The 23976-nt window shown below is 71.9% G+C and carries 23 protein-coding genes; 15 read left to right on the top strand and 8 right to left on the bottom strand.

Features of this window, described 5'->3' with window-relative positions; translation table 11 throughout:
- Positions 1-49: 49 nt before the first annotated feature.
- Complete coding sequence (locus tag KXC43_RS16895; RefSeq protein WP_308129111.1) at positions 50-697, top strand: ASCH domain-containing protein; 648 nt, start codon at positions 50-52, stop codon at positions 695-697.
- Here KXC43_RS16895 and KXC43_RS16890 read toward each other — a convergent pair whose 3' ends face one another.
- The gene (locus KXC43_RS16890) at positions 698-2407 is read right to left on the bottom strand and encodes an ABC transporter ATP-binding protein (protein ID WP_221376985.1); all 1710 of its coding nucleotides are present in this window, start codon (positions 2405-2407) and stop codon (positions 698-700) included.
- 61 nt (positions 2408-2468) lie between these two features.
- Here KXC43_RS16890 and KXC43_RS16885 point away from each other — a divergent pair, with 61 nt between their 5' ends.
- Positions 2469-3017 carry a TetR/AcrR family transcriptional regulator gene (locus KXC43_RS16885; protein ID WP_308129110.1) on the top strand — a complete coding sequence of 183 codons (549 nt, stop codon included), beginning with the start codon at positions 2469-2471 and terminating at the stop codon, positions 3015-3017.
- A 35-nt stretch (positions 3018-3052) separates the two neighbouring features.
- Here the strand turns inward: KXC43_RS16885 and KXC43_RS16880 are convergent, their stop codons facing one another.
- Positions 3053-3835 (bottom strand): polysaccharide lyase family 7 protein, encoded by a 783-nt coding sequence (locus KXC43_RS16880; RefSeq protein ID WP_221376984.1) that lies wholly within the window; start codon positions 3833-3835, stop codon positions 3053-3055.
- Positions 3836-3955: 120 nt separating this feature from the next.
- On the opposite strand from KXC43_RS16880, the gene KXC43_RS16875 reads away from it, so the two are divergent.
- Entirely contained in the window at positions 3956-4450 is a 495-nt protein-coding gene (locus KXC43_RS16875) for an SRPBCC family protein (RefSeq protein ID WP_221376983.1), read from the top strand.
- Here the strand turns inward: KXC43_RS16875 and KXC43_RS16870 are convergent.
- The 3 genes from KXC43_RS16870 to KXC43_RS16860 all read right to left on the bottom strand — a co-directional run bounded on the left by KXC43_RS16870 (position 4434) and on the right by KXC43_RS16860 (position 6824).
- A complete protein-coding gene (locus tag KXC43_RS16870; protein WP_221376982.1) occupies positions 4434-5567 on the bottom strand; it encodes a Gfo/Idh/MocA family protein in 1134 nt (377 codons plus the stop codon). The genes KXC43_RS16875 and KXC43_RS16870 overlap by 17 nt on opposite strands.
- A 1-nt stretch (position 5568) precedes the next feature.
- Entirely contained in the window at positions 5569-6168 is a 600-nt protein-coding gene (locus tag KXC43_RS16865) for a copper resistance CopC family protein (protein WP_221376981.1), read from the bottom strand.
- 242 nt (positions 6169-6410) lie between these two features.
- A complete protein-coding gene (locus tag KXC43_RS16860; protein ID WP_221376980.1) occupies positions 6411-6824 on the bottom strand; it encodes a hypothetical protein in 414 nt (137 codons plus the stop codon).
- 258 nt (positions 6825-7082) lie between these two features.
- On the opposite strand from KXC43_RS16860, the gene KXC43_RS16855 reads away from it, so the two are divergent.
- The 11 genes from KXC43_RS16855 to KXC43_RS16805 all read left to right on the top strand — a co-directional run bounded on the left by KXC43_RS16855 (position 7083) and on the right by KXC43_RS16805 (position 19447).
- Complete coding sequence (locus KXC43_RS16855; RefSeq protein ID WP_255644233.1) at positions 7083-8441, top strand: DedA family protein; 1359 nt, start codon at positions 7083-7085, stop codon at positions 8439-8441.
- Between the two features lie 10 nt (positions 8442-8451).
- A complete protein-coding gene (locus tag KXC43_RS16850) occupies positions 8452-9678 on the top strand; it encodes a sensor histidine kinase (protein WP_221376978.1) in 1227 nt (408 codons plus the stop codon).
- Positions 9666-10310 (top strand): response regulator transcription factor, encoded by a 645-nt coding sequence (locus KXC43_RS16845; RefSeq protein ID WP_221376977.1) that lies wholly within the window; start codon positions 9666-9668, stop codon positions 10308-10310. The genes KXC43_RS16850 and KXC43_RS16845 overlap by 13 nt, the downstream gene beginning before the upstream one ends.
- Positions 10311-10428: 118 nt before the next feature.
- Positions 10429-11154 (top strand): ABC transporter ATP-binding protein, encoded by a 726-nt coding sequence (locus tag KXC43_RS16840; protein ID WP_221377116.1) that lies wholly within the window; start codon positions 10429-10431, stop codon positions 11152-11154.
- 4 nt (positions 11155-11158) lie between these two features.
- A complete protein-coding gene (locus tag KXC43_RS16835) occupies positions 11159-13327 on the top strand; it encodes an ABC transporter permease (protein ID WP_221376976.1) in 2169 nt (722 codons plus the stop codon).
- A gap of 16 nt (positions 13328-13343) precedes the next feature.
- A complete protein-coding gene (locus tag KXC43_RS16830; RefSeq protein WP_221376975.1) occupies positions 13344-14723 on the top strand; it encodes a M14 family zinc carboxypeptidase in 1380 nt (459 codons plus the stop codon).
- Positions 14724-14798: 75 nt separating this feature from the next.
- Entirely contained in the window at positions 14799-15809 is a 1011-nt protein-coding gene (locus tag KXC43_RS16825; protein ID WP_221376974.1) for an iron-siderophore ABC transporter substrate-binding protein, read from the top strand.
- 6 nt (positions 15810-15815) lie between these two features.
- Positions 15816-16841 carry a FecCD family ABC transporter permease gene (locus KXC43_RS16820; protein ID WP_308129109.1) on the top strand — a complete coding sequence of 342 codons (1026 nt, stop codon included), beginning with the start codon at positions 15816-15818 and terminating at the stop codon, positions 16839-16841.
- Positions 16838-17869, top strand: a complete 1032-nt coding sequence (locus tag KXC43_RS16815; protein ID WP_308129108.1) for a FecCD family ABC transporter permease — start codon at positions 16838-16840, stop codon at positions 17867-17869. The genes KXC43_RS16820 and KXC43_RS16815 overlap by 4 nt, the downstream gene beginning before the upstream one ends.
- Positions 17866-18690 carry an ABC transporter ATP-binding protein gene (locus tag KXC43_RS16810; protein ID WP_221376973.1) on the top strand — a complete coding sequence of 275 codons (825 nt, stop codon included), beginning with the start codon at positions 17866-17868 and terminating at the stop codon, positions 18688-18690. The genes KXC43_RS16815 and KXC43_RS16810 overlap by 4 nt, the downstream gene beginning before the upstream one ends.
- Before the next feature lie 16 nt (positions 18691-18706).
- Positions 18707-19447, top strand: coding sequence for a DinB family protein (locus KXC43_RS16805; RefSeq protein ID WP_221376972.1), 741 nt, complete (start codon positions 18707-18709; stop codon positions 19445-19447).
- On the opposite strand, the gene KXC43_RS16800 is transcribed toward KXC43_RS16805, so the two are convergent.
- The 3 genes from KXC43_RS16800 to KXC43_RS16790 are packed head-to-tail and all read right to left on the bottom strand — an operon-like array spanning position 19408 to position 22019.
- The gene (locus KXC43_RS16800; protein ID WP_221376971.1) at positions 19408-20304 is read right to left on the bottom strand and encodes a class I SAM-dependent methyltransferase; all 897 of its coding nucleotides are present in this window, start codon (positions 20302-20304) and stop codon (positions 19408-19410) included. The genes KXC43_RS16805 and KXC43_RS16800 overlap by 40 nt on opposite strands.
- A 9-nt stretch (positions 20305-20313) precedes the next feature.
- The gene (locus KXC43_RS16795) at positions 20314-20610 is read right to left on the bottom strand and encodes an Rdx family protein (protein WP_255644141.1); all 297 of its coding nucleotides are present in this window, start codon (positions 20608-20610) and stop codon (positions 20314-20316) included.
- Between the two features lie 14 nt (positions 20611-20624).
- On the bottom strand, positions 20625-22019 hold the full coding sequence (locus KXC43_RS16790; protein WP_221376969.1) for an FAD-binding oxidoreductase: 1395 nt from the start codon (positions 22017-22019) through the stop codon (positions 20625-20627).
- A 111-nt stretch (positions 22020-22130) separates the two neighbouring features.
- Here KXC43_RS16790 and KXC43_RS16785 point away from each other — a divergent pair, with 111 nt between their 5' ends.
- Positions 22131-23870 carry an AfsR/SARP family transcriptional regulator gene (locus tag KXC43_RS16785; protein WP_221376968.1) on the top strand — a complete coding sequence of 580 codons (1740 nt, stop codon included), beginning with the start codon at positions 22131-22133 and terminating at the stop codon, positions 23868-23870.
- Positions 23871-23976: the final 106 nt, after the last annotated feature.

Below are 23976 nucleotides of genomic sequence, written 5' to 3'. Positions count from 1 at the left end.
CGTGACCTTGCCTGCGGAAGCGGCTTTGATCGAAGCCGCTCGTTCACTCGTGCGAACGCAAGGCGACGGCGACGTTCACACGGTCGCCGCAGCCGTCCTCGACGAGAACGGCCGCACCCATGTCGGCCTCAACCTGTACCACTTCACCGGCGGACCCTGCGCGGAACTTGTGGCGCTGGCCGCCGCCCGTGCCGCCGGTGCCCGGGCCCCGCGGCTCATCGTTGCCGTCGGCGACGCCGGCCGCGGTGTCCTGGCCCCGTGCGGACGGGACCGACAGGTGCTGAGCGACTACCACCCGGACATCGACGTCATCGTCCCCACCGTCTACGGCCCGCGAGCGATGCCGATCGCCGACCTGCTGCCACACACCTATCGGTGGCAGACGCAACAATTGCAGCGCCTGCGGTTCCGGGCCGGTCACCTGCCCGCCGTACGCGACGGAAGCAAACGCGTGACCATGAGATTCCAGGATCCGGTTGTGGTCGGCCCGGCGCTGCTGGTGTTCGAGTCGCAATCCCTTCCGGGGCGCATCACGTCGACGGTGGCGAAGCGGCTCGACGACATCACGGACGACGAGGCCCGGGAGGACGGCTTCACGAGCGCCGCCGATGTGCTGCCCGGCCTGCGCGACTACTACCCGGAGCTGCAAGCGGACAGCGAGATCGTGATCGTCCGCTTCGAGGTGGACGGGAACTGATCACCGCGGGACGGGGACGGCGATGCGGAGGGCTTCGACCAGGCCGCGGTAGAGGTCGTCGGATTCGAGGAGGGCCTCGTGGGTGCCGACGGCCCGGACGCGGCCGTGGTCGAGCACGATGATGCGGTCGGCCTCGACCACTGTGGACAAGCGGTGGGCGATGGTCACGACGGCCGAGGAGCGGGCCCTTTCCCGTACGGAGTCCTGGAGCGCAGCCTCGGTCAGGGCGTCGACCTGGGCCGTGGCCTCGTCGAGCAGCAGTACCGCCGGGGTGCGGACCAGGGCGCGGGCCAGGGCGATCCGCTGGCGTTCGCCGCCGGAGAGTTCGGCTCCGGAGAGCTGCGTGTCGAGCCCATCGGGAAGGGACGCCACCTTGTCGGCCAGGTGCACGCGCTCGAGTACGGCGTGCAGCTCGGCCTCGGTGGCGTCGGGCCGGCTGAACAGGAGGTTGTCGCGGATGGTGCCCGGCACGACCGGGGCCTCCTGTTCGACGTACGCCAGCTCGGACCGGATCTCGTCGTGGCTGAGCTCCCGGTACGGGCGGCCGTGCAGGTAGAGGTCGCCCGACTGCGGGTCGAGGAAGCGCAGCAGCAGCGAGAACAGCGACGTCTTGCCGGCGCCGGACGGGCCGACGATGGCGGTGTGGCCGCGGGACGGAATGGTCAGCGTCACCCCGTCCAGGGCAGGGCGGGAGTCCTCCGCGTAGCGCAGCGTCACGTCGCGCACGGCCAGGACGGGAGCATCGGGAACCTGGACGCCGGGGCGCGGATCCGATGTCTCGGGGGCCATCGCGTAGACCTCGCTGATCCGGCGGGCCGCGGCGATGCCGGATTGCAGGGCGGTCACGTTCTGGGTGAGCTCGCCGATCGGGCCCATCAGCTGGAACGCGTACAGCAGGAAGGCGATCAGGCTGCTGACCTCGAGCAGGCCGGCGTCGGCGCGCCAGGCGCCCACCCCCAGCACCGCGATGATGGCCAGGGAGACTCCGCTCCACGAGACCGTCCAGACCCAGGCGGCGCGGCGGGCGGCCCGGACGTTGTACGCGGCGGCCCGGCGGGCGTCGGCCTCGATGCGGCTGCCCTGGCGGGCCTCGGCGCGGCTGGCCTTGACCGTCCGCATCGCGCGCAGCGTGCCCTCCAGCCCGCCGCCGAGTTCGCCGACCGCGTCCTGGGCGAGCTTCTGGCTCTTGCTGATCGTGGGCAGCAGCACCGCCATGATGGCGCCGACGATCACCACCGCGGTCAGGGTGCACAGCAGCAGCACGATGTCGAGCGTGCCCATCAATACCAGGGTCGCGATGAAGGCCAGCGAGGCGTTGACCAGGCCGACGATGCTGGACGACGCCTGGTGCAGCAGGCCCGGGTCGGCCGTGACCCGGGTGACCAGTTCGCCGGTGGGGCGGCCGGTCAGTTCGGCCAGCCGGGCGCGGAAGTAGCGCTGGATCACCGAGAGCCGCGCGTCCAGGACGACCTGCTCGGCCAGCGTGCCCATCAGGATCCACTGCCAGAGGCCGATGACCGCGCCGATCACCACGAGCACCAGCAGCAGCGTGATCGGACCGGTCAGCGCGTCGCCGGTGCCGAGCGTGTCGATGATCCGCTTGGTGGCGAGCGGAGCCGCGAGGTTGGCGGCGTTGGAGATCAGGCCGAGGACGAGTCCCAGCACGAGGACCCGGAGGTGCGGGCGGAGAAGGCGCAGCAGAATCTGCATGGTTCGTAGTGGAACACAGTTGTTCCATCTCGGGCAATGACAATTCCCGTACAGTATTGCCGTGACCTCCGGAGTCAAGAACCGCACGCGGCAGGCGATCATCGATGCCGCGATCCACCTGCTGGCCGGCAATCCGGCCTGCTCGCTGGGCGACATCGCCGCCGCGGCGCAGGTCGGGCGGACCACACTGCACCGCTATTTCGGCGAGCGCGCCGACCTTCTCGCCGCCGTCGCCACCGAGGGCGGCGAGCGTCTCGGGCGGGCCGCCACCCTGGCCGACCTCAACCGAGGCACCGGGGCCGAGGCGCTGCTCCGGCTCTGCCGGGAGTATTTCGACCTGGGCTCGCTGCTGTCCCTGATGTTCAGCGGCCAGGCCGGGGAATGCTGGGAGTCGCAGGACGAGCAGTTCCTGGTCGGCGTCATCGAACGCGGCCGTGCCGACGGCTCGATCGACCCCGCGCTGCCGCCGGACTGGGTGATCACCCTGCTCTGGAGCCAGCTCTACGCGGCCTGGGAATACCGTGCCCAGCGGCCCGAGGAGTCCCGCCACCACGTGCTCGACCTGCTCACCCGCACGCTGTCGAACGCGTTGCGGCAGCCGCCGAGCTAGCCCGGCGGCTGCCCTCTTCAGGCCGGTTGACGGGACTAGGCGTGGCTCACCGTGAGGCTGTAGAACTTCACCTTGGCGCCGTTCGAGGTGCTCTCCGAGGACGACTGGTTGTACGAGCCGGCCTTGAAGTACTGCTTGTACGGGTTGAACGACGACGGGATCGTGTAGTTCGTCCGGCTGCCGTTGATGGTGACGCTCGCCTGGTTGCCCCGCACGTTGAGCACGTAGGTCCACCGCTGGCCGAGCGCCACGTTGCCCAGCTTGTGCAGCGTCTGGCCGTCGGTCGGGCTGCGCTGCTGGCCGAGGTAGATGTCGCCGTTGGCCCGGTAGTAGAGCTCGAGCAGCGGCTTGGTCGACGGCCCGCCGGTGCCCAGCTTGACCTGGCCGACGGCGACGTTCTTGGTCACCGAGACGATCCGCAGGTCGGCGCTGAGCGTGTGGTTGCCCGCCAGCGCCCAGTTGGCGGCCGAGCCGTTGGTGTTCATCTCGCGCAGCTCGGAGCGGGCGTATTTGGAGTTGGGCGTGGTCACGCCCTTCTCCGGCGCCCAGAAGGTCATCGACCCGTCGTTCTTGTCGGTCCAGAAGTACGTCGGGTTGGAGTACCCGTTGGCCCCCTTGAGCTGGGCCGGCTGGATGGTCTGGGGTGCGCCGGGGGAGCCGATGGGCAGTTGCAGCGACCAGACCGAGAGGTTGAAGTTGCCGCCCGGGGCGACGGCGGGGTTGAGGGCGGCCGCGTTGGCGTTGGTGATGCCGAGGACGCCGAGCCCGGCCACGACGGCCGTGGACAGCGCGGCGGCGAGCAGCGTGCGCTTCTTCATGGGGATACCTCGTCTGCCGTTGAGGGGATTGGCAAGAGGCTTAACAATAAAGAGCGACATCGATGTCAGGTCAAGACCGCTTCTTAAACATCCTTAAATAAAGTCGTACGATCCTCATCCATGCCGACCGACCGGTTCAGCGACACCGTCCAGCTCGTCGCCGCGCCGTCGGCGGTCTATGCCCACCTGATCGACCCGCGGAGCTACGTCGGCCTGTCCCCGCTGGTCGTAGCCGTTCGTGACATCCGCGCGAGGGGCGACGAGACCTCGTACGTCGCCGTCGAGCGCATCCCGCTGGGCCCGTTCCACTGGAACAATCCCATTCGTGTCACGCTCACCGGCTTCGATCCCGACCGCCGCCTGGTCAGCCGGGTGGTCAGCCCCGGCGGCGTCCGCCTGAGCGCGACCGTCGACCTGGCCCCGGCAGGCGCCGGTACCGCCCTCACCGAGACGATCGAGGTCAGCTCGCCGGCCGTGCTGCGCTCGTTCGTCCGCAAGCAGGCCACCTCGGTCCAACGCGCCCGCCTGGCCGAGCTGAGCCGCCGCTTCAGCCGCTCAGTCCCGCCCGGCCGCTCAGTCCCGCCCGGCCGCGAGGATCTCAACGACCCAGCGTGATCCACTGGCCCGAGGCGGCGGACTGCTCCATCGCCTCCAGGGCCTCGGCGGCCCGGATCGCGTCGGCCAGCGTCGGCCCGTACGGCCGGCCGTCCGCCACCGACCGCAGGAAGCGCGCGGCCTCGATGACCTTGAGGTCGTCGTAGCCCATCGGGATGCCGGCGCCGGGCTGGAACGCCCCGAAGTCTCCGTCGAGGGGACCGACGTGAACCGTGCGCACCGGCTCGTCCTGATAGGACGGCCCGGCGCCGACGCCCAGCTCGCCCATCCGGCGGAAGTCCCAGAACAGCGCGCCCGCCGTGCCATGGATCTCGAAGCCGTAGCTGTTCTGCTCGCCCACTGCCACCCGGCTGCAGTCGAGCGTGACCCGGGCCCCCGAGGCCATCCGCAGCAGGCTGCCGAGCCAGTCGTCGTTCTCGACCGGACCGGGCGGCCCGCTGCCCCGCTGGTGGCCGGCCGTGGCGGCGGCCGGTCGCGGCCTCTCGGGGATGAAGACGGCCGTGTCGGCCACCAGCGCGTCGATTTCGCCGAGCAGGAAGCGCACCAGGTCGACGCCGTGGGCGCCCAGGTCGCCGAGCACCCCGTTGCCGCCCCGGGCCCGCTCGAACCGCCAGCTCAGCGCGCCGTCGGGGTGGGCGGCGTAGTCGCTCAGGAAGCGGAACCGGGCGTGCGTGACCGTGCCGATCTCGCCGGCGGCGACGATCGCCCGGGCCTTCTCGACGGCCGGGGCGTTCCGGTAGTTGAACCCGACGGTGACCTGCACGTCGCCGGCGATGGCGCGCGCGTCGGCCGCCGTCAGGCCCACCGGCTTCTCGATCCAGATGTGCTGGCCGGCCGCCGCGAACGCGCTGCCCATCTCGCGGTGCAGGAAGTTGGGCGCCGTGATGCTGACCGCCGCGACCCGCGGATCGCCGACGAGGCGCCGCCACTCGGCGGTCGACTCCTCGAAGCCGTAGCGCTGGGCAGCCTCGGCGGCCCGGCCGGGCACGTCGTCGGCCACCGAGACCAATCGCACTGTCGGCGCCGTGGGGAAGTGGTGGGGCACCCGGGCGTACGCCTGCGTGTGCACCCGGCCCATCCAGCCGAAACCGATGACGGCGACGCCCAGGGCGGCCATGTCAGCTCGTCTTGCGGCGACGGGTGACCAGGAAGATGCCGAGAGCCACGACGGCGAGGCCCGCGACGATCAGCGCGATCAGCAGGCCGTTGCCCCCGGAGTCGTCCTGATCGGAGGCCAGCTCGGTGGTGGCGGGGGCACTACTGGCCGGCGGCGGCACGGCGACCAGGGATTCGTCGGCGGCCGGCGTGGTGGGGGCGGCGGCGGGGGGTTCGGCGGTGGCGGACGGGTCGGCCACCGTGAACTTGTAGGAACCCTGGACGGTGTGGCCGTCCTTGGAGACCACGCGGTACGCGACCGTGTAGGCGCCGTTGGCCAACGCGTCGAAGGTGACCGTTCCGGTCGCCCCCTCGACCTCGGGTTCGGAAGTCTGGACCCTGGCGGCGCCGGTGACGGTGATCGTCGTGTAGTCGGGGTTGAGCTTCTGCAGGAACTTCAGCTTGACGCTGGTCGGGGCCTTGGTGACAGTGGCGCCCTTGGCCGGGGTGGCCTGAGCCAGCGCGTTGTGGGCGAACGCCGGGGCGCCGGGCAGCAGCACGGCCAGCATCGCGGCGAGCGCGACAAGCAGGCGGATCGGGCCGGGGCGGCGGGGCTTGTCCATGAGTTGAGCGGGTCCTTCCCGTCGCGGGCGTTCGTGGCGCCATCGTAGTTCCCCGGGTTGGTCGCTCCCGGACGTGCCGAAGTTCCCGGGAACACAGCGGCGGTGCCGGGCGCTGGATGCGCCCGGCACCGGCCGGGGACCTGTGGGGTTGTGAGAAGTGAATTGTTTCCTGGGGCGCCTCCTTTCGGGAATTCTATTCGGGCGCGCGTCCGGGCCCGTCCGGGAATGTATTTACGAAAGCATTACCCGCGGCGGTGCGGCCCGCGGTGCCCACGATCGTCGAAACGGTCGCGGTCGCCGAAGCGGTCCCGGTCACCGAACCGGTGGTGGCCCGGCCGGCCCCAGTCCCAGCCGCGCTCCACCTCGAGGGCGAACTTGCCGCGGTGGAAGCCCCGGCGCTGGAAGTCGCAGTCGTAGTCGTCCCACCGGCCGAACCGCTCACCGATTCGTCCGGCCAGGTCACAGGCTCGGTAGGACCGGTAGTAGCCGACGACCACGTCGCGGTCGCGGAACCGGTCGGCCTGGCTGGCGCCGGTCTGGGACTTGGCCGCGCTCGGCGCCGACACGTCGGCGGCCTGGGCCGGGCCGACCCCGAAAGCCACGCCGGCCAGCAGGCCGAGGCCGGCCGTGGTCAGGATCCGCGTCACCTTGTTCATGTCCAACTCCTTTTCCGGAGGGTTTTATCGCCAATTCCGTGTTGCATGATCAGGAAAGCATCTCCGAGCACCGGAACACGCCATTCAACACGCCGGGTAACCCGGAAGGTCGATGGCCGAAAAGAGGATGGGTAATGAGACGTTTCGGCACCGCGATATCGGGATAAGGAATTTGCGGGTGCTCCGCGCCGAGCGCGTCTTAGGGGTATTTCACCGATCCGCCTGAGGCGCGCGGGTCCATAGGCTGCCTGCGTGCAGATGGTCGGCGATCTGATCGGGGGACTGCCCGCGGGGCTGGTGCTGATCGTCGTCGCTGCGCTCGTGGCCGCGGAGGCGGCGCTGCTCGCCGGGCTGGTGCTGCCGTCGGCGACCGCGCTCGTCGCGCTGGGCCTGCTGGCCAACGAGGGGGTGGTCGGCATCGGGCCCGCCGCGCTGGTCGCAACGGGGGCGGCGGTCCTCGGTGGCACGGCCGGATACTTCATCGGCCGGCGCCGGGGACCGCGGGCGCGGTGGGTGAAGGAACGACACTGGCAGCGGGCCGAGCGCATCTTCGACAAGCACGGCGGGCGCGCCGTCTTCTTCGGACAGTGGGTGGTCGGCGCGCGCACGCTGGTGCCCCGCCTGGCCGGGATGAACGGGGTGTCGTACCGGAGGTTCGCGACCTGGCACAGCCCGGCCGCGGTGGGCTGGGCGCTGTGGCTGGTCGGGGGCAGCTATCTGGCCGGCGCCTCGTACGACGTGCTCGCCGCCCGCGCCGGCCGGGCCGGCGGCGCCCTGGCCGTGCTCACCGTGCTGCTCGTCGGTCTCGTGCTCGCGGGCCGCTGGCTGGGTAACCACCCGCCGAGCGTGCCGGCCGGGCTGACACGCCGGCTCGCATCGGTCGCGGCGCCCCTGCGGATCAGAACCCTGGTCGGCGGACGGGTGGTCCCCGTGCTGGCCAGCCTCGGAGCCCTCGTCCTGCTGGCCGCCTTCCTCGTCGCCGCCGTTCCGCTGATCGTCGAGCTCAGCGGGGTCGCCGCGGCCGACGACGCCGTCGCCGCCTGGGCGCGGGGACAGTGGACCTCCGACGGCTACCGCTTCGCGCTCGACCTGGCCACCTCGGTCAGCCCTGAGATGCTGCTCGGCGCGGCAGCAGTCGTCGCGCTGGCTCATGCCTGGTGGCGGCGTCGGAGCCTGCTCAACAGCCTCGCCCCGATCGCGCCCCTGGCCGTCCTCACGTTGATCCTCGCCGTCATCGACCCGCCTTCGTGGCAGGGGCCGCCCGACGTGTTCTTCCCGTCCGCCGCCGAATATGAGGGACCGCTGCCGGTGAGCGAGGCCGGTCCGGCGCTGGCCGCCCTCGCTGCCGGTCAGACCGCGCAGCTGGCCGCGGCGATCGGCCTGCTGACATGGCTGCTGTCGAGGCGTCTGACCCGGCCGCGACGCGCCACGGCCGGCACGGTGGCCGCCGCCGTTCTCACCGTCAGTGCCGGCTCGTGGGTCTATCTGGGCTGGAGCCCGCTGAGCGAGACGATCGCCGCCGTGCTGCTCGGTGTGGCCTGGGCCGTCCTGAACGCCGCCATCTGGGCATCCCACAAGCCGGTCGACGCGGCGCGGTTGCTCGAACCCGTGCCTTAAGGTGCGGGCTATGACCCTCGACGGGCTACGGCGCCGCACGCACGCCGCGGTCGACGCCCTCGAACGGCTCGTCGGCGGGCTCGGCACGGCGGTGCTCGCCCTCGCCCTGCTGTTCTGGCTGTTCATCGTGGCGGTGACCAGCCTGGCCGGCGTCGGCCTGGTGTTCGCGCCGACCGCCGTCCGGGCGGTCCGCGCGGTGGCCGACCGGGAGAGGGCCCGTCTCTCGCGCTGGGGCCCCGAGATCGTCGGTCCCGAGCCGCTGGCGCCGGGCCTGCGCGCCTGGAGCGACCCGGCGGTGTGGCGCGAGGTGGCCTGGCTGGTCGAGCACGCGACGCTCGGGTTCGTGATCAGCATCTTCAGCCTGACCATCCCGCTCTCGGCGGTGCAGGACCTGACGTACCCGTTCTGGTGGTGGCTGGTGCCGGCCAACTCGGCGCCCGGGCTGGTGTTCTGGTCGGTGCACACCCAGCTCGACGCGCTGGCGGTCGGCCTGTACGGCGTGGCCTGGCTGGCCGTCGGCTTCTTTGCGGGCCCGTGGCTGGCCCGGGCCCAGGCCTGGCCGGGGCGCCGTCTGCTCGCCCCGCCGCCCGGCACTGACCTCTCGCTGCGCATCGTCGAGCTGACCGCGACCCGGGCGGCCGCCCTCGACGCGCACGCGGCCGAACTCCGCCGCATCGAGCGCTCGCTGCACGACGGCGCGCAGAACCGCCTGGTCGCGGTGAGCGTGCTGCTCGGCGCGGCCCGGCGGGCGGTCGCCCGTGACCCGGCGATGGCCGCCGACGTGCTGGAACGGGCCCAGGCCGCGGCCGAACAGGCCCTGGCTGAGCTGCGTACGGTCGTCCGCGGCATCCTCCCGCCGGTGCTCGACGGCCGCGGCCTCGACGGCGCGCTGGCCGGTCTGGCCGCCGACTGCGGCGTGCCCTGCCGCCTCGACGTCGAGCTGCCCCGCCGGTGTGCCGTCTCGGTCGAGGCCACCGCCTACTTCGTGGTGGCCGAGGCGCTCACGAACATCACCAAGCACAGCGGCGCGACCGCGGCCGGGGTCACCGTGCGCATCGAGGATCAGCAGTTGAAGATCAGCATCGAGGACAACGGCCGCGGCGGCGCCGACGAGGACGCCGGATCCGGGATCACCGGCATCCGGCGGCGCGTCGAGGCGTACGACGGAAGCCTGACCCTGACCAGCCCGGCCGGCGGGCCGACAACCCTGCGAGTGGAGCTGCCGTGCGGATCGTGATCGCCGAGGACGACCCGCTGCTGCGCGAGGGCTTGGCGTTGCTGCTGCGCGCCGAGTCGCTCGACGTGGTGGCGACGGCGGAGGATCCGGCCGCGTTCCTGGCTGCCGTGGACGAGCACAAGCCGGACGTGGCGATCGTCGACGTGCGGATGCCGCCCACGCACACCGACGAGGGCATCGTCGCGGCGGTCGAGGCGCGCCGGCGGTTGCCCGGCCTCGCCGTGCTCGTGCTCTCGGCGTACGTGGAACAGGCCTTCGCCACCGACCTGCTGGCCGGTGGCGCCGCCGGCCTGGGCTACCTGCTCAAGGAGCGGGTGGGCCGGGTCGAGGAGTTCCTCGAGGCGCTGCACCGGGTGGCGGGCGGCGGCACGGCGATCGACCCCGAGGTGGTCGGCCTGCTGCTCGCGCGCAACCGGCCGGACGACGCGCTGGCCCGGCTCAGCCCGCGCGAGCACGACGTGCTGGCGCTGATGGCCGAAGGGCTGGGCAACACCGCGATCGCCGAGAAGCTCGTGGTCACCGAGGGCGCCGTGCACAAACACATCCGCAGCATCTTCGCCAAACTCGACCTGGCCCCGGACGACCGCGCCGACCGCCGGGTCATCGCCGTGCTGCGCTACCTGCGTAAATAGGGCCAGGTAGCGCAGGCTGTACCGCGAAGAGGCCAGCTGGCTTCATCGATCTTGGCCACCGAAAAAATTAGCGTTTGCCGTGTCAGTAAACGACACGAGAGGCGCTGAGATGAACGACATGCTCGCGGTCCGGGTGGAAGGACTCACCCGGACGTACGCCACCGACGGGCAGCGGGTCGCGGCCCTGGCCGGGGTGGACGCGGCCTTCGCCCGCGGCACGTTCACCGCGGTGATGGGCCCGTCCGGCTCCGGCAAGAGCACGCTGCTGCAGACCGCCGCCGGCCTCGACCGCCCCTCGTCGGGCCGGGTCTGGATCGGCGACACCGAACTGTCGAAGCTGTCCGAGACCAAGCTGACCGAGTTGCGGCGCGACCGCATCGGCTTCGTCTTCCAGTCCTTCAACCTGATCGGCGCGCTCACCGTCGAGGAGAACATCCTGCTGCCGTCCAAGCTCTCGGGCGAGCGGCCGGACTGGCACTGGCTGGGCAGCGTCATCGAGCGGTTCGGCCTCACCAACCGGCTGACCCACCGGCCGGCCCAGCTCTCCGGCGGTCAGCAGCAGCGGGTCGCCATCGCCCGCGCGCTCGCCGTGCGGCCCGACGTGGTCTTCGCCGACGAACCGACCGGCGCCCTCGACACTCAGACCGCGGCCGAGGTGCTTGCGCTGCTGCGCTCGACGGTCGACGAGTTCGGCCAGACCGTGGTCATGGTGACCCACGACCCGGTCGCCGCCTCCTACGCCGATCGGGTGCTCGTGCTGGCCGACGGCCGGATCGTGCGCGACCTGCCCCAGCTCGGCGCCGAGAAGATCGCCGAGGTCCTCGCGACACGGTGGAAGGCCTGAAATCATGTTCAAGCTCGCGATGCGCCTGCTGCGCCAGCGTCCCGGCACCTCGATCGCCACCCTGGTGGCGCTGGCCGGCGGCGTGATGATCCTGATGTCCCTGGCCGTCTTCGTGCAGTCCGGCCTCCAGTTCGAGCCCGAGCCGAAGCAGTTCGCGGCGGCCGACGTCGTGGTCGCCCACCGGCACATCACCGTGTCCACCAAGGAGTTCGACGGCGGAACGACGACGAGTGAGGTGCCGCTGCCCGAGGGCACCGTCCCGGCCGATCTGGCCGACCAGATCCGTACAGTGCCCGGCGTCACCGACGTGCAGGCCGTGGACGTCCGGGACGGCCGGGCCGGCGCCATCGCGGTCAAGGCGCCGGCCGGTGCGCACGAGGCCATCGAGAAGCTGGCCGAGCAGGCCGGAGTCGAGGCGTACGCCGGCGACGAGCGCGGCTGGGCCGAGCGGTCCACCTCGATCGAGGCGCGGTCGCTGCTGGTCCAGGCCGGCTCGGCCTTCGGCGGCTACGTGGTGTTGCTGATCGTCTTCGTGGTCGCCGGCACGGTCGGCCTGTCCGTCCGGCACCGCCGTCGCGACCTGGCCCTGCTGCGGGCCATCGCCGCCACTCCCGCCCAGGTGCGCCGCCTCGTGGTGGCCGAGGCGGCAGTGGTGGGCCTGGCCTCCGCCGTGATCGGTGTGCCGGCCGGCCTCTGGTCCACCCACCGGGTGCACGACCAACTGGTCACCCGGGGCTTCCTGCCGGCTGACTTCCCGATCGCCAACCCCGCCCCGGCTGCCGTCCTCGCCATCGTGGTGACCCTGTTGGTCGCGGTGCTGTCGGCCCGGATCGCGGCCCGGCGGGTCGCCCGCATCCGGCCGGCCGAGGCGCTGGGCGAGGCCGCGGTGGAGCCGGCCCGGGGCGGACGCATCCGCCTCGCTTCCGGCCTGATCACGCTGGCCGGCGCCACGGTGTCGCTGTTCTTCGCGGCCGGACTGTCGGGCACTGCGGCGCTCGCGGCGGCGGTCGGCATGCTCTACCTGTTCGTGCTGGCGGTCGCGCTGCTCGCGCCGTGGGTCAACGGGTTCGCGGCCCGGGTGCTGGCGCCGGTTCTGCGTACGGTGTGGGGTGTCTCGGGCGATCTGGCGGCGGCCAACCTGCGGGCCAACGCGCGAGGGATGTCGGCGGTGCTGAGCGCGCTCGTGCTGTCGGTCGGGTTCGGCGGCTCGGTCTGGTTCCTGCAGGACAATCTGCAGCGCCAGAGCGTGGCCCAGAGCCGTGACGGCATGCTGGCCGACCGGGTGGTGACCGCGCCGACCGGCTTGACGCCGGCTGCCGTGGCGAAGGTGCGGCAGATCCCCGGGGTCGAGGCGGCCACGGGCGTCCGGCGTACGTCGGTGGTGGTCCGCGTCTTCGACGGCGCCGAGCCGGCCGTGGCCCGCGCGGTCGACCCGGCCCAACTGTCGTCCACGATGGACCTCAAGGTGCGCGAGGGCAGCCTGGCCGGCCTCACCGATGGCACTATCGCCGTCTCGGCCCTGCAGGCGTCGTCGTCCAGTTGGAAGGTCGGCGACACGGCCGACATGTGGCTGGCCGACGGCACCCCGGTCCAGCCGCGGGTGGTCGCGATCTACGACCGCGGCCTCGGCTTCGGCGACGTTCTGCTGCCGCAGCAGGGCGGCACGTACGACGAGGTGCTCGTCCGCAGCCAGGGCACCGCCGACCGGCAGCTCGCCGCGTTCGGCACGGTGGCCACCGCCGATCAGCTCACCGGTCAGCTCAGCCGGGACCTGGCCGTCAGCGCCTGGCTCAACAAGCTGCTCATCACCGTCATGGTCGCCTACGCGGCCCTGGCCGCCGGCAACACGATGGTCATGGCGGCGCTGGCCCGGGGCCGCGAGCTGGCGGTGCTGCGGCTGGCCGGCGTCACTCGGCGCCAGGTGCGCCGGATGGTCAACGCGGAGCAGGTGGGCCTGCTCGGAACGGCGCTCACAGTGGGTGCGGTGATCGCCGGAGCCACCCTGGTCGCCGTGGTGCACGCGCTGACCGGCACGTTCCTGCCCTACATCCCGCCGCTGGGCTGGGTGATCGTGCTGGGCGGCACGACCGTGCTGGCCCTGGTCACCACGATCCTGCCGGTGGGCCGCCTGCTGCGGGTTCCGCCGGTGCGAGCGGCCGGCGCCAAGGAGTAGCGGGGAAGATGGCCGGGTGGACAACCTTCCCGCCTGGCTCCTCGCCGAGATCGAGACCGTGCCGGCCTACGAGGCCTTCGCCGGGGTCGACGACCTGCACGCCGGGCTCCGGCGGATCGCGGACCGTCACCCCGGCGTCGCGTCGTTGCGCCGGTGCGGCAGTTCCCGTCAGGGCAACCCGCTCTGGTGCCTGACCATCGCGTCGGATGCTCCGGACGCACCGGAGGCGCTGGCCTTCGGACTGCCGCACCCGAACGAGCCGATCGGCGGCCTGACCGCCCTGCATCTGGCCGAACGGCTCTGCGCCGACCCCTCGTTGCGCGAGCGGCTGGGGCACACGTGGCGGATCGTGGACTGCGCCGACCCGGACGGGCTGCGGCTCAACGAGGGCTGGCTGGGCGGCCCGTTCACCCGGGCCCACTACGCCGAGCACTTCTACCGCCCGGCCGGGCGCGACCAGGTCGAGTGGACGTTCCCGGTCAACCACGGGGACGCGTACTTCGACGAGCCGATCCCCGAGACGCAGGCGCTGATGCGGCTGATCGACACGCACCGGCCGGCGCTGATCGCCTCGCTGCACAACAGTGAGCTGGGTGGCGCGTACTACTGGCTGAGCCGGGCCGAACCCGCGTTGCACCCGGTGCTGCAGCGGGTGCCCGAGCATCTGGGCATCCCGCTCGACCGCGGTGAGCCGGAGGCGCCCGACCTGGTGCTGCTCGACGACGCCATCTACGAGGCGACGCCGTTGGCCACCGTGTACGAACGCACGATGGCGCGCAACGAACCGTGGATCTTCGAGGGCGGCAGCACCACCTGGTACGCCGGCCAGTGGGGCTCGCTCATGCTGGTCAGCGAGCTGCCGTACTGGCTCGACGCGCGCGCCGGCGACACCACGCCGGCCGGGATGGGCTATGCCGAGGCGCTGGCCGCCAACGCGGTCGCGATCACCGACCTGGCCGAGCTCCTGACCCGCACGCTGGCCCGGGTCGAGAGCCACCTGCTGGCCCCTGCCTCGCCGTTCTGGCGGGCCGCGCGCTTCTACGCGGCCATGCTCGAAAGCACCGGCCCGGCCCGGCTGGCCCGCAGCAAGCAAGCCGACTCCGACCGGCCGGCCACAGTGGCCGAGGCCAACTCGCTGGCACTCAATGTGCACGAGTACCGCCTTCGCTACGGCGGGATCCTGCGGCGCGCGCTCCGCGGCGAGGCTGCGGTGGGCAACGTACGCGGGACGATCCGGGAGGCACTGGCCGAGGTGGAGCAGCGGTACGGGGAGTGGCTGGCCGAGGACGCCCGCGTCGCCGAGCTCGAACCGATCGAGATCCGTCGGCTCGTCGGAGTGCAGTACGCGGCGACCGTGGCCACCGCGGCCCATTTGGCGGGCCGTTTGGAATTGTGACCTGAATGGCTCTGACTTGCGGATATGGTGTTTGTCGTTAGGTTAGGCTCACCTTTGAGTCTTGATGGAGCCTTCATGCGTCTGCCATTTTCCCGCGCTCGCCGGCTGTTTCCGGTCGCCGTTCTCGGCGCCGTCGTCGCCCTCTCGGGATGTTCGACGAGCGGCACCGAGGACGACAACGCGGCCCCCGGCCCGGCCTCCTCGGCCGCGTCCCAGTTCCCGGTCACGATCACCACGGCGTTCGGCGACGTGACGGTCGGCAAGCAGCCGGAGCGGGTGGTCGCTCTCGGATGGAGCGACGCCGACGTCGCCCTCTCGCTCGGTGTCCAGCCGGTGGGTGCGGCCGACTGGCTGGCGTTCGGCGGCGACGGGCAGGGCCCGTGGAACGCGGGCAAGTACACGACCGCGCCCGAGATCCTGGGCACGCTGGAACTCGACATGGAGAAGGTGGCGGCCCTCAAGCCCGACCTGATCCTCGACACCCGCTCGAGCGGCGACAAGGCGCGCCACGACCAGCTGGCCAAGCTCGGCGTCCCGGTGGTCGACGTCCCCAAGGGCGGCGAGATGTACCTGACCACCTGGGAGCAGCAGCTCGACATGATCGGCGCCGCGCTCGGCAAGAAGACCGAGGCGGCCGAGCTCAAGAGCGGCCTGGACGCGAAGTTCACCACTGCCGCGGCCGCGAACCCGAAGTTCAAGGACGCGACGGTGGCCGCGGTCGCCCGCACCGGCGACGGCTGGGGCGCCTACGTCACCGGCGACGGCCGGGTCGACTTCCTGACCAAGCTCGGCTTCAAGAACGCGCCGGCGATCGAGGCGCTGAAGAAGGACTCGTTCTACATCCCGCTCTCCAACGAGCAGCTCGACCTGGCCGACGCCGACCTGACCGTCGTGTTCCTGATCCAGTCGACGCTCGCCCAGGTCAAGGGGGACAAGCTTTTCCAGGCGGTGCCGTCGGTGAAGGCCGGGCACGTGGCCTACATGGACAACAAGGACATCTCGAACGCGTTCTCCAGCGCGTCGGTCGGCGGTCTCTCGTACGCCGTCGACCAGGTGACGCCGCTGCTGGCCAGTTCACTCGGCTGACCACCGGTGCCGGACACGGACACCCGGCGCCGCAGGGCTGCCGTGCTCACCGCCGGACTGGTGGTGATCGCGGCGGCCCTCGCCGGCGCCGCGCTGCTGAGCCTCGCCGTCGGCGCCCGGGACGTGCCCTTCGGCACGGTGCTTCACGCCCTCGTGAACCCGGACCCGGACTCCACCGAACACCTGATCATCACCCAGTCCCGCCTGCCCCGGACGATCGTCGGCCTGCTCGCCGGGGCCGCGTTCGGGCTGGCCGGCGCCGTGATCCAGGGCGTCACCCGGAACCCGCTGGCCGACCCCGGAATCCTGGGCGTCAACGCCGGGGCCGGGCTCTTCATCGTCGTCGCGATCAGCTTGCTCGGCATCACCAACCTCACCGGGTACGTCTGGTTCGGCTTCCTCGGCGCGGCGATCACCTCGGTCCTCGTCTACACGGTCGGCTCGATCGGGCGCGGCGGCGCGACCCCGGTCAAGCTCGCCCTGGCCGGCGCCGCGGTAACGGCGGCGCTCACCTCGTTCACCACCGCCGTGCTCATCACCGACGTCGACGCCTTCGACCAGTTCCGGTTCTGGCAGGTCGGCTCGCTGGCCGGGCGGGGCACCGACATCGCCGTCCAGAGCCTGCCGTTCCTGGTCGTGGGCGCGTTGCTGGCGTTCTACTCGGCCCGCGCGCTCAACGCCCTCGCCCTCGGCGACGACGTCGCCACCTCGTTCGGGCAGAACGTGCTCGTGGCCCGGCTCATCGCGGCCGGCGCGGTGGTGCTGCTGTGCGGCACGGCCACCTCGATGGCCGGCCCGCTCGTCTTCATCGGCCTGGTCATCCCGCACATCGCCCGGTCCATCACCGGGCCCGACCACCGCTGGCTGCTGCCCTACTCGATGCTGCTGGCGCCGTTGCTGCTGCTGATCGCGGACGTGATCGGCCGGGTCGTGGCCCGTCCCGGCGAGGTGCAGGTCGGCATCGTCACCGCGATCATCGGCGCGCCCATCTTCGTGGCCCTGGCCCGCCGGGAAAGGCTGGCCGAGCTGTGAGCGCCGGCGTGGTCGAGACGACCCGGCGCCGCGAGAGCGCTCGCGCCCGTGCGGTGGCGACGGCCCTGCTGGTGGCGGCGATCGCGATGTTCGCGCTCACGCTGTCGTACGGCGACTTCCAGATCTCGCTGCCCGATGTGGTGCGCTCGCTGCTGGGGCAGCCCACCCCGCCCGGCGTCGACTACATCATGCACGACCTGCGTCTGCCCCGGGCTTCCGTCTCGGTGCTGGCCGGGCTGGCCTTCGGGCTGGCCGGGGCGATCTTCCAGCAGCTGCTGCGCAACCCGCTGGCCAGCCCCGACGTGATCGGCGTGAGCCAGGGCGCGACCACCGCGGCGGTGGTCGCGGTGCTGGTCCTCGGGGTCGAGGGCGGCATCGTTGCGGCCGTGGCGCTGGCCGGCGCGCTGGTCACGGCCCTCGTCATCTATGCGCTCTCATGGCGCAAGGGCGTGGGCGGCTATCGCTTCATCCTGGTCGGCATCGGCATCGGCACGGTGCTGACCAGCATCACCTCGTACATCTTGACCCGTTCGGACGTCAAGGTGGCGGCCGAGGCGATGATCTGGCTGACCGGCAGCGTCAGCGGCCGCACGTGGCCGCAGATCGTCCCGCTCGCCGTCGCCGTGCTGATCCTGGCGCCGATGGCGCTGACCCTCGGGCGGGTGCTGACCGGCATGCAACTCGGCGACGACCTGGCCACGGCCTTCGGCGTACGCGTGCAGCGGAGCCGCTTCGCGCTGCTGATCACGGCCGTCGGCCTGGCCGGCATGGCGACCTCGGCGGCCGGGCCGATCGCGTTCGTCGCCTTCATGTCCGGGCCGATCGCCGTCCGCCTGGTCGGCGGGGGCCGTCCCGTGCTGATCCAGGCCGCGCTGGTCGGCGCCCTGCTGGTGCTCGTCTCCGACTTCATCGGGTCGCACCTGCTCGGCTCGCGCCAGTTCCCCGTCGGCGTCGTCACCGGTGTCATCGGGGCCCCCTACCTGCTGTGGCTGCTGGCCACGGCGAACCGCTCCGGCCGAGGAGGATGACCGTGCCCGTGGATCTGAAGGCCGACCGGCTGTCGCTGGGATACGGCGAGCGGACCGTCGTCCATGAGCTCAGCATGCACGTGCCGACGGGCAAGGTGACCATCATCGTCGGTCCCAACGCGTGCGGGAAGTCGACGTTCCTGCGCGGGCTGGCCCGCCTGCTGCCGGCCTCGTCGGGCGAGGTGCTGCTGGACGGCAAGTCGATCCATGCCACGCCCAGCCGCGAGGTCGCGCTCCGCCTCGGCATCCTGCCCCAGGGCCCGATCGCGCCCGACGGCATCACGGTGACCGACCTGGTCAGCCGGGGCCGGCACGTGCACCAGGGCTGGTTCCGGCGGTGGAGCAGCCAGGACGACGACGCCGTGACCCAGGCGCTGACCGCGACCGGGACGCTGCCGCTGGCCGCCCGGCCGGTCGACGAGCTCTCCGGCGGGCAGCGGCAGCGGGTGTGGATCGCGATGGCGCTGGCCCAGCGCACCGGCATCCTGCTGCTCGACGAGCCGACCACCTACCTCGACATCAGCCACCAGGTCGAGGTGCTCGACCTGCTGACCGACCTCAACGAGGCCGAGGGCACGACCGTGGTGATCGTCCTGCACGAGCTCAACCTGGCCTTCCGCTACGCCGACCACCTGGTGGTGATGAAGGACGGCGCCGTGGTGACCGCGGGCAACCCCAACGAGGTGCTCAGCGAACAGATCATCGAGGACGTGTTCGGCATGCGCTGCCGGCTCGTCGACGACCCGATCTCGAACACGCCGATGATCGTCCCGATCGGCCGCCACCGCACCGCCAATGGGGAAGTAGATCGTCCGGAATAGGGCTTAGCCTGCGAACATGCCTGACTTCGAGCATGCGGATCTGAGCGGTTCCCGGTTCAGCTTCGTCGACCTGCGCCGGTCCGTCTTTCGCGACACCGACTTCTTCGACTCGGTGATGCGGGGCGTCTACCTGGGCAACGTCAGCATCGACGGCGAGGTCGAGAACCTGGTGATCAACGGCGTCGACGTGGCGCCGTTGATCGAGGCCGAGCTGGACCGGCGCGATCCGGACCGGCCGAGGATGCGACCGGCCGACCCGGCGGGGTTCCGCGAGGCGTGGGACATCGTCGAGCGGCTGTGGGCGGGCACGGTCGAGCGGGCCCGCAAGCTGCCACCCGATCAGTTGCACGTGTCGGTGGACGGCGAGTGGTCGTTCATCGAGACGCTGCGGCACCTGGCCTTCGCCACCGAGTCGTGGGTGAACCGCGCCATCCTGGGCGATCCGGCGCCGTGGCATCCGCTGTCACTGCCGTGGGACGGCATGCCGGACACGCCGGGGGTGCCTCGCGACCGCGAGGTGCGGCCGTCGCTCGACGAAGCCCTGGCCGTTCGGCTCGACCGGATGGCGACCGTGCGCCGGGTGCTGGACGGGCTCACCGACGAGTCGCTGGCGGCCGACACGACGCCGGTCGAGGGAACCGGTTGGCCGCCGCCGCGGGCTTTTGCCGTACGGGAATGCCTGTTGACCGTCCTCAACGAGGAGTGGCAGCACCGGCTCTACGCCGAGCGCGACCTGGACGTGCTCTTCTCCCGTTGAAAGTGCCACATGATCGCCACGGGGGAGGTGGCCGACGCCGCGTGGAAGGCCTCGGGCGCCTGGCCGATCAGGCTCCACGGCCAGGTATCCCACTCCGCGATCGGAAATCGGCTGCCGGCCGTGCCTCCGGCGCGAGGCTCGGCACACGCCCGCACTTCGAGGCCGAGGGGCAGGGCCGCAGCGAGGTAGTCGCTCGCCCGGTGCTGGTACGAGTAGATGAGCCGGGGTTCACCCGCCTCGGTGCGCACGTGCGGCATCGAACCGAGCAGCACCCGCTCGTGGTGGATGTCGGTGACGATCAGATGGCCGCCCGGCTTGAGCACGCGCGCCAGTTCGGCGAAGGCCGGCTTCAGGTCGGGCAGATGGGCGAGGGCGAGCGCACAGACCACGAGGTCGGCGTGCACGTCCGGCAGCGGCAACGCATCCAGGTCACCCTCGTGGAAAGCCGCCTGCGGCACGCGTACGCGGGCGCGCGCCAGCATGTCGGCCGAGCTGTCCACTCCGGACACCTGGAATCCACGTGCCGCCAAGAACGCGGTGTGCCGCCCCGTGCCGCAGGCGGCATCCACCGCGACCCCCGGCTCGAGTCGCTCGACGATCTCGTTGACGAACGGTTCCTCGTACGCGAAGAGGTCGTTCCCCGGTTGGTCGTAGGTCTCGGCCCACACCCGATAGCCGGTGACGGTATCGACAGCGTGAGCCTCGACCCCGTCGCCCAGTGCCGGGTCGTCGAGCAGCTTGCGGATCTCGGCCACGCGCTGCTCGGCGAAGGCCCGGTCGTGCTCACCGCCGTACGCCCGGAGCAGTGACAAGCCCTCGACGCCGAGCAGATAGTGCAGCGGGTGCTGGTAGATCACGCCCCGACGCTAGGGCGACTCCTCGGCCGCCGCTACTTCTTTATCAGCGGCGCGGTCGGAGTGGCCGAGCGAGCGGCCGGGCGCGATCCGGTCGCGCACCAGCCGCTTCAGCTCGGTCAGCTCCGGGTGGCCGCTCTCTTTGCGTGACCAGAGCAGCTCGTCGTCGAGGCGGATGTCGAACACCCCGCCGGTGCCGGGCACCAGGGCCACCTCACCCAGCTCCTTCTGGAACGTGGTGAGCAGTTCCTGCGCCGTCCACGCGGCTCGCAGCAGCCAGCGGCACTGCGTGCAGTATTCAATCTCCAACCGCGGTGTTCTCGTCACAGTTCACGAGTATCCCCCGCGACGATGTTGTGGTTGATCCGGAACGTGTTCGCCGGGTCGAAACGGTGCTTCAGGTCGCGGAGGCGGCGGAAGGAGTCATCGGGGTAGGCGAGTGCCACCGTCTCCGGGTCGGTGTCCCCGGCGAACATGAAGTTGGCGTAGCGGCGCCCGGTCGACCACGGCTTCAGAGCGTTGACGAAGGCTTCCTCGTAAGCGTGGAGCCGGGGAGCGTCTTCGGGCCCACCGACCGCGGCCGCGAAGACGGTGAACGCTGCCTCCCGGTTGCCGACCGCGTTCGGGATCGCGGGCGGGCGGCCCAGCGCCCCGCCGAGGTGCCGCAGCTCGGCCATCACCAGCGGCGAGCGCTCGTCGGCGGCGAACCGCAGGAACGTGTCCACGGCCTCGGCCGGCAGTTCCCGCAGCAGCGTCGCCTGCTCGACGATGGGCATCGGGTCGACCGGGTCGTTGTGGACCGCGGCGACCGCGGCGTACGGAAGCTCGGTGACCGCGTCGATGATCGGCTCGCCCAGCCGGCGGAACGGCTCGACCAGGCGCGCGCCCTCGGCCGCGTCACCCAGGTAGGCGAAGCGGAGGTGCACGACCCGCCGGCCGCGAAGCGGTTCCGGCACGAACGGCGCCGGCGGCAGGCTGAGCAGGCACACCGAGGCCGTCATCTCCTCGGGCAACCCGGCCACCCACTCGCGGAACAGGTGCAGAGCCTTGGCCGCGAGCTCGCCCGGCAGGAACAGCCCGCCGCCGTAGAACGACGCGATCGGGAAGAGGGTGAACTCCATGGCGACGACCACGCCGAAGTTGCCCTTCGCTCCCCGTAGCGCCCAGAAGAGGTCGGGGTCGCCGTCCGCAGTGACGTGTCGCAACTCTCCGTCAGCGGTGACGACGTCCAGTGACCACACGTGGTCGGCGGCATAGCCGTACCTGCGGCCGAACGGGCCGAGTCCGCCGCCGAGCGTGTAACCGATCACCGACACGGTCGGCGAGGAGCCGTTGAGGGCGCCCAGACCCAGCTTGCCGGTCCGCTCGATCAGCTCGGCCCAGCGCACGCCGGCCTCGACCCGCGCGGTGCGGGCGTTCTCGTCGACGGTCAGGCCGGACAGCCGGCGGGTGGTGATCAACACCGAACCGGCGGACGAGACGCTGCTGCCGTGGCCCGCGCTCAGCACGGCTACCGGCAGGTTGTGCGCGGTGGCGAAGCGGACGGCGGCCTGCACGTCGGCCGGGCTCTGAGCGCCGACCGCGACGAGCGGTGCGTGCGTGACGGCCAGGTTGAAGGTGGACAGTTCCTGCGTGTAGCCGGCGTCGTCCGGGGTGAGGACGGGACCGGCGACTTCCGAGCGCAGACCGGCGAGGTCGGCCGGCGAGATCGCGTTCACGGTGGTGACCCTTTCTGCATGGATGCTTCCGGGCACCAGTGAGCCGCACGGCGATCGACGGAGAGTTGACAAAACATAGGCGTGCAGGCGAGGAGCGGGTTTGATGGTCCGGTGACTGAGGTTCTGCGGTATTCGTTGCTGGGTCCGGTGCGTGCCTGGCGTGGGGGCGGGGAGCTCGACCTCGGATCGCCGCAGCAGCGGGCGGTGCTCGCTGTCCTGCTCATGCGCGAGGGGCGACCGGCATCGGCCGACGCGCTGGTCGACGCCGTGTGGGGCGACGACCCGCCGCGTACGGCCGTGCTGACTCTGCGGACGTACGTGTTCCGGCTGCGCAAGGTGCTGGGCGACGAAACCATCCGCACCACCGGTGGTGGTTACGCGCTGCTACTCGCGGCAGACGCTCTCGATGTGGCTGTCTTCGCCCGTGCGGTCGCGGCGGCCCGGGATGGACGCGACCCGGCCGCGTTCGCCGCGGCGGAGGCGTTGTGGCACGGGGACGCGCTGGCTGATGTCCCCGGCGCCTGGGCCGATCGTCAACGGGTGCGGTTGCAGAGCGAGCGGCAGGCCGCCGTGCGGGAACGGATAGCTCTCGACCTCGACCAGGGACGCGCCGAGACCGCCGTGGCCGAGCTGACCGGCGAGGTCGGCGCTCACCCGCTCGACGAGGGTCTGCGTGGCCTGCTGATGACGGCGCTGGCGCGATCGGGCCGCGCCGCCCTGGCTGTCACGCACTACCAGCAGATCCGCGCGCTGCTGGCCGACGAGCTGGGCCTCGATCCTGGCCCCGAGCTCCAGCGGACGTATCGCGGTCTGCTCGACGGCACGTCCGCGACCCCTGTCCCAGCCGTGACGCCGCCCGCTCCCGTCGTCCCGGCTCAGCTGCCCGCCGGCATCCGCGACTTCGTCGGGCGGGTCGAGGTGCTCGACCGTCTCGCCACTGTGCTCACTCAGGCCGGCGGCGCCGCGCCCGTCGTGGGCCTCGTCGGCCTGGGCGGGGTGGGCACCAGCACTCTGGCGATCCGGCTGGCCCACGACGTCCGGGCCTGTTTCCCGGACGGTCAGCTCTACGCCGACCTGCGCGGGGCCGGTCCGGCCGAGGTGCTCGGCCGTTTCCTGCGCGCGTTCGGTGTCGGCTGCGCCGAGATCCCGGACGACCTGACCGAGCGGGCGGCGCTCTGGCGCAGCGTGGTCAGCGGCCGCCGGATCCTGCTGCTGCTCGACCACGCGCCGGATGCCCGGCAGTTGACGCTGCTGCTGCCCGTGACCGGCGGCGCCGCCGCGATCGTCACGGGCAGCCGGCGGATGCCGGACCTGGCCGTCGACGAGTGGATCTCCCTGCCCCCGTTCACCCCGGCCGAATCGTTGGCGCTGCTCGGCCACGTGGCCGGCGCCGAACGGGTGCGGGCGGAGGCCGCCGCCGCGCAACAGGTCGCCGGCATGTGCTCGCACGTCGCGATCGGGGTTCGGCTGATCGCCGAACGCCTGCGCGCCCGTCCGCAGTGGACGATCGCCGAGGGCGCCGACCGGCTGCGGGAGGAGTTGCGGCAGCCGGTGGTGGTGCACGACGACTGCCGGCGCGCGTACCGCCCGATCGAACGCCGCCTGGCCGAGGTGCGCGCCGCCGAGCCGCTGGCCGCCGAGGCCTTCGTCCTGGCCGCCCGGGCCGACGGACCCGAGGCCGTGCTCGCCGACGTGGCCGGGCCGCTCGGCCTCGGTGAGCTGGAGGCCGAGCGGCTGATGGAGTACCTGGCCGACGTGCACCTGCTGGAGCCGGCCGGCTTCCGGCGCTACCGCTACCTCGACATCGTGCGCCGCCTGGCCCACCGCGAGGCGCCGGCCCTGTCGGCCTAGGGTCAGGCCGGCTCGAGCACCTTCTCGTCCGGTGCGGCCTCGGCCGGGCGCACCGAGCGCAGCGACCACAGCGCGATGGGGATGCCCACCGCGACCAGCGCCCCCG

The organism is Paractinoplanes polyasparticus, assembly GCF_019710575.1.
Taxonomy (GTDB): Bacteria; Actinomycetota; Actinomycetes; order Mycobacteriales; family Micromonosporaceae; genus Actinoplanes; species Actinoplanes polyasparticus.
This window is presented reverse-complemented; position numbering and strand designations above follow the sequence as displayed.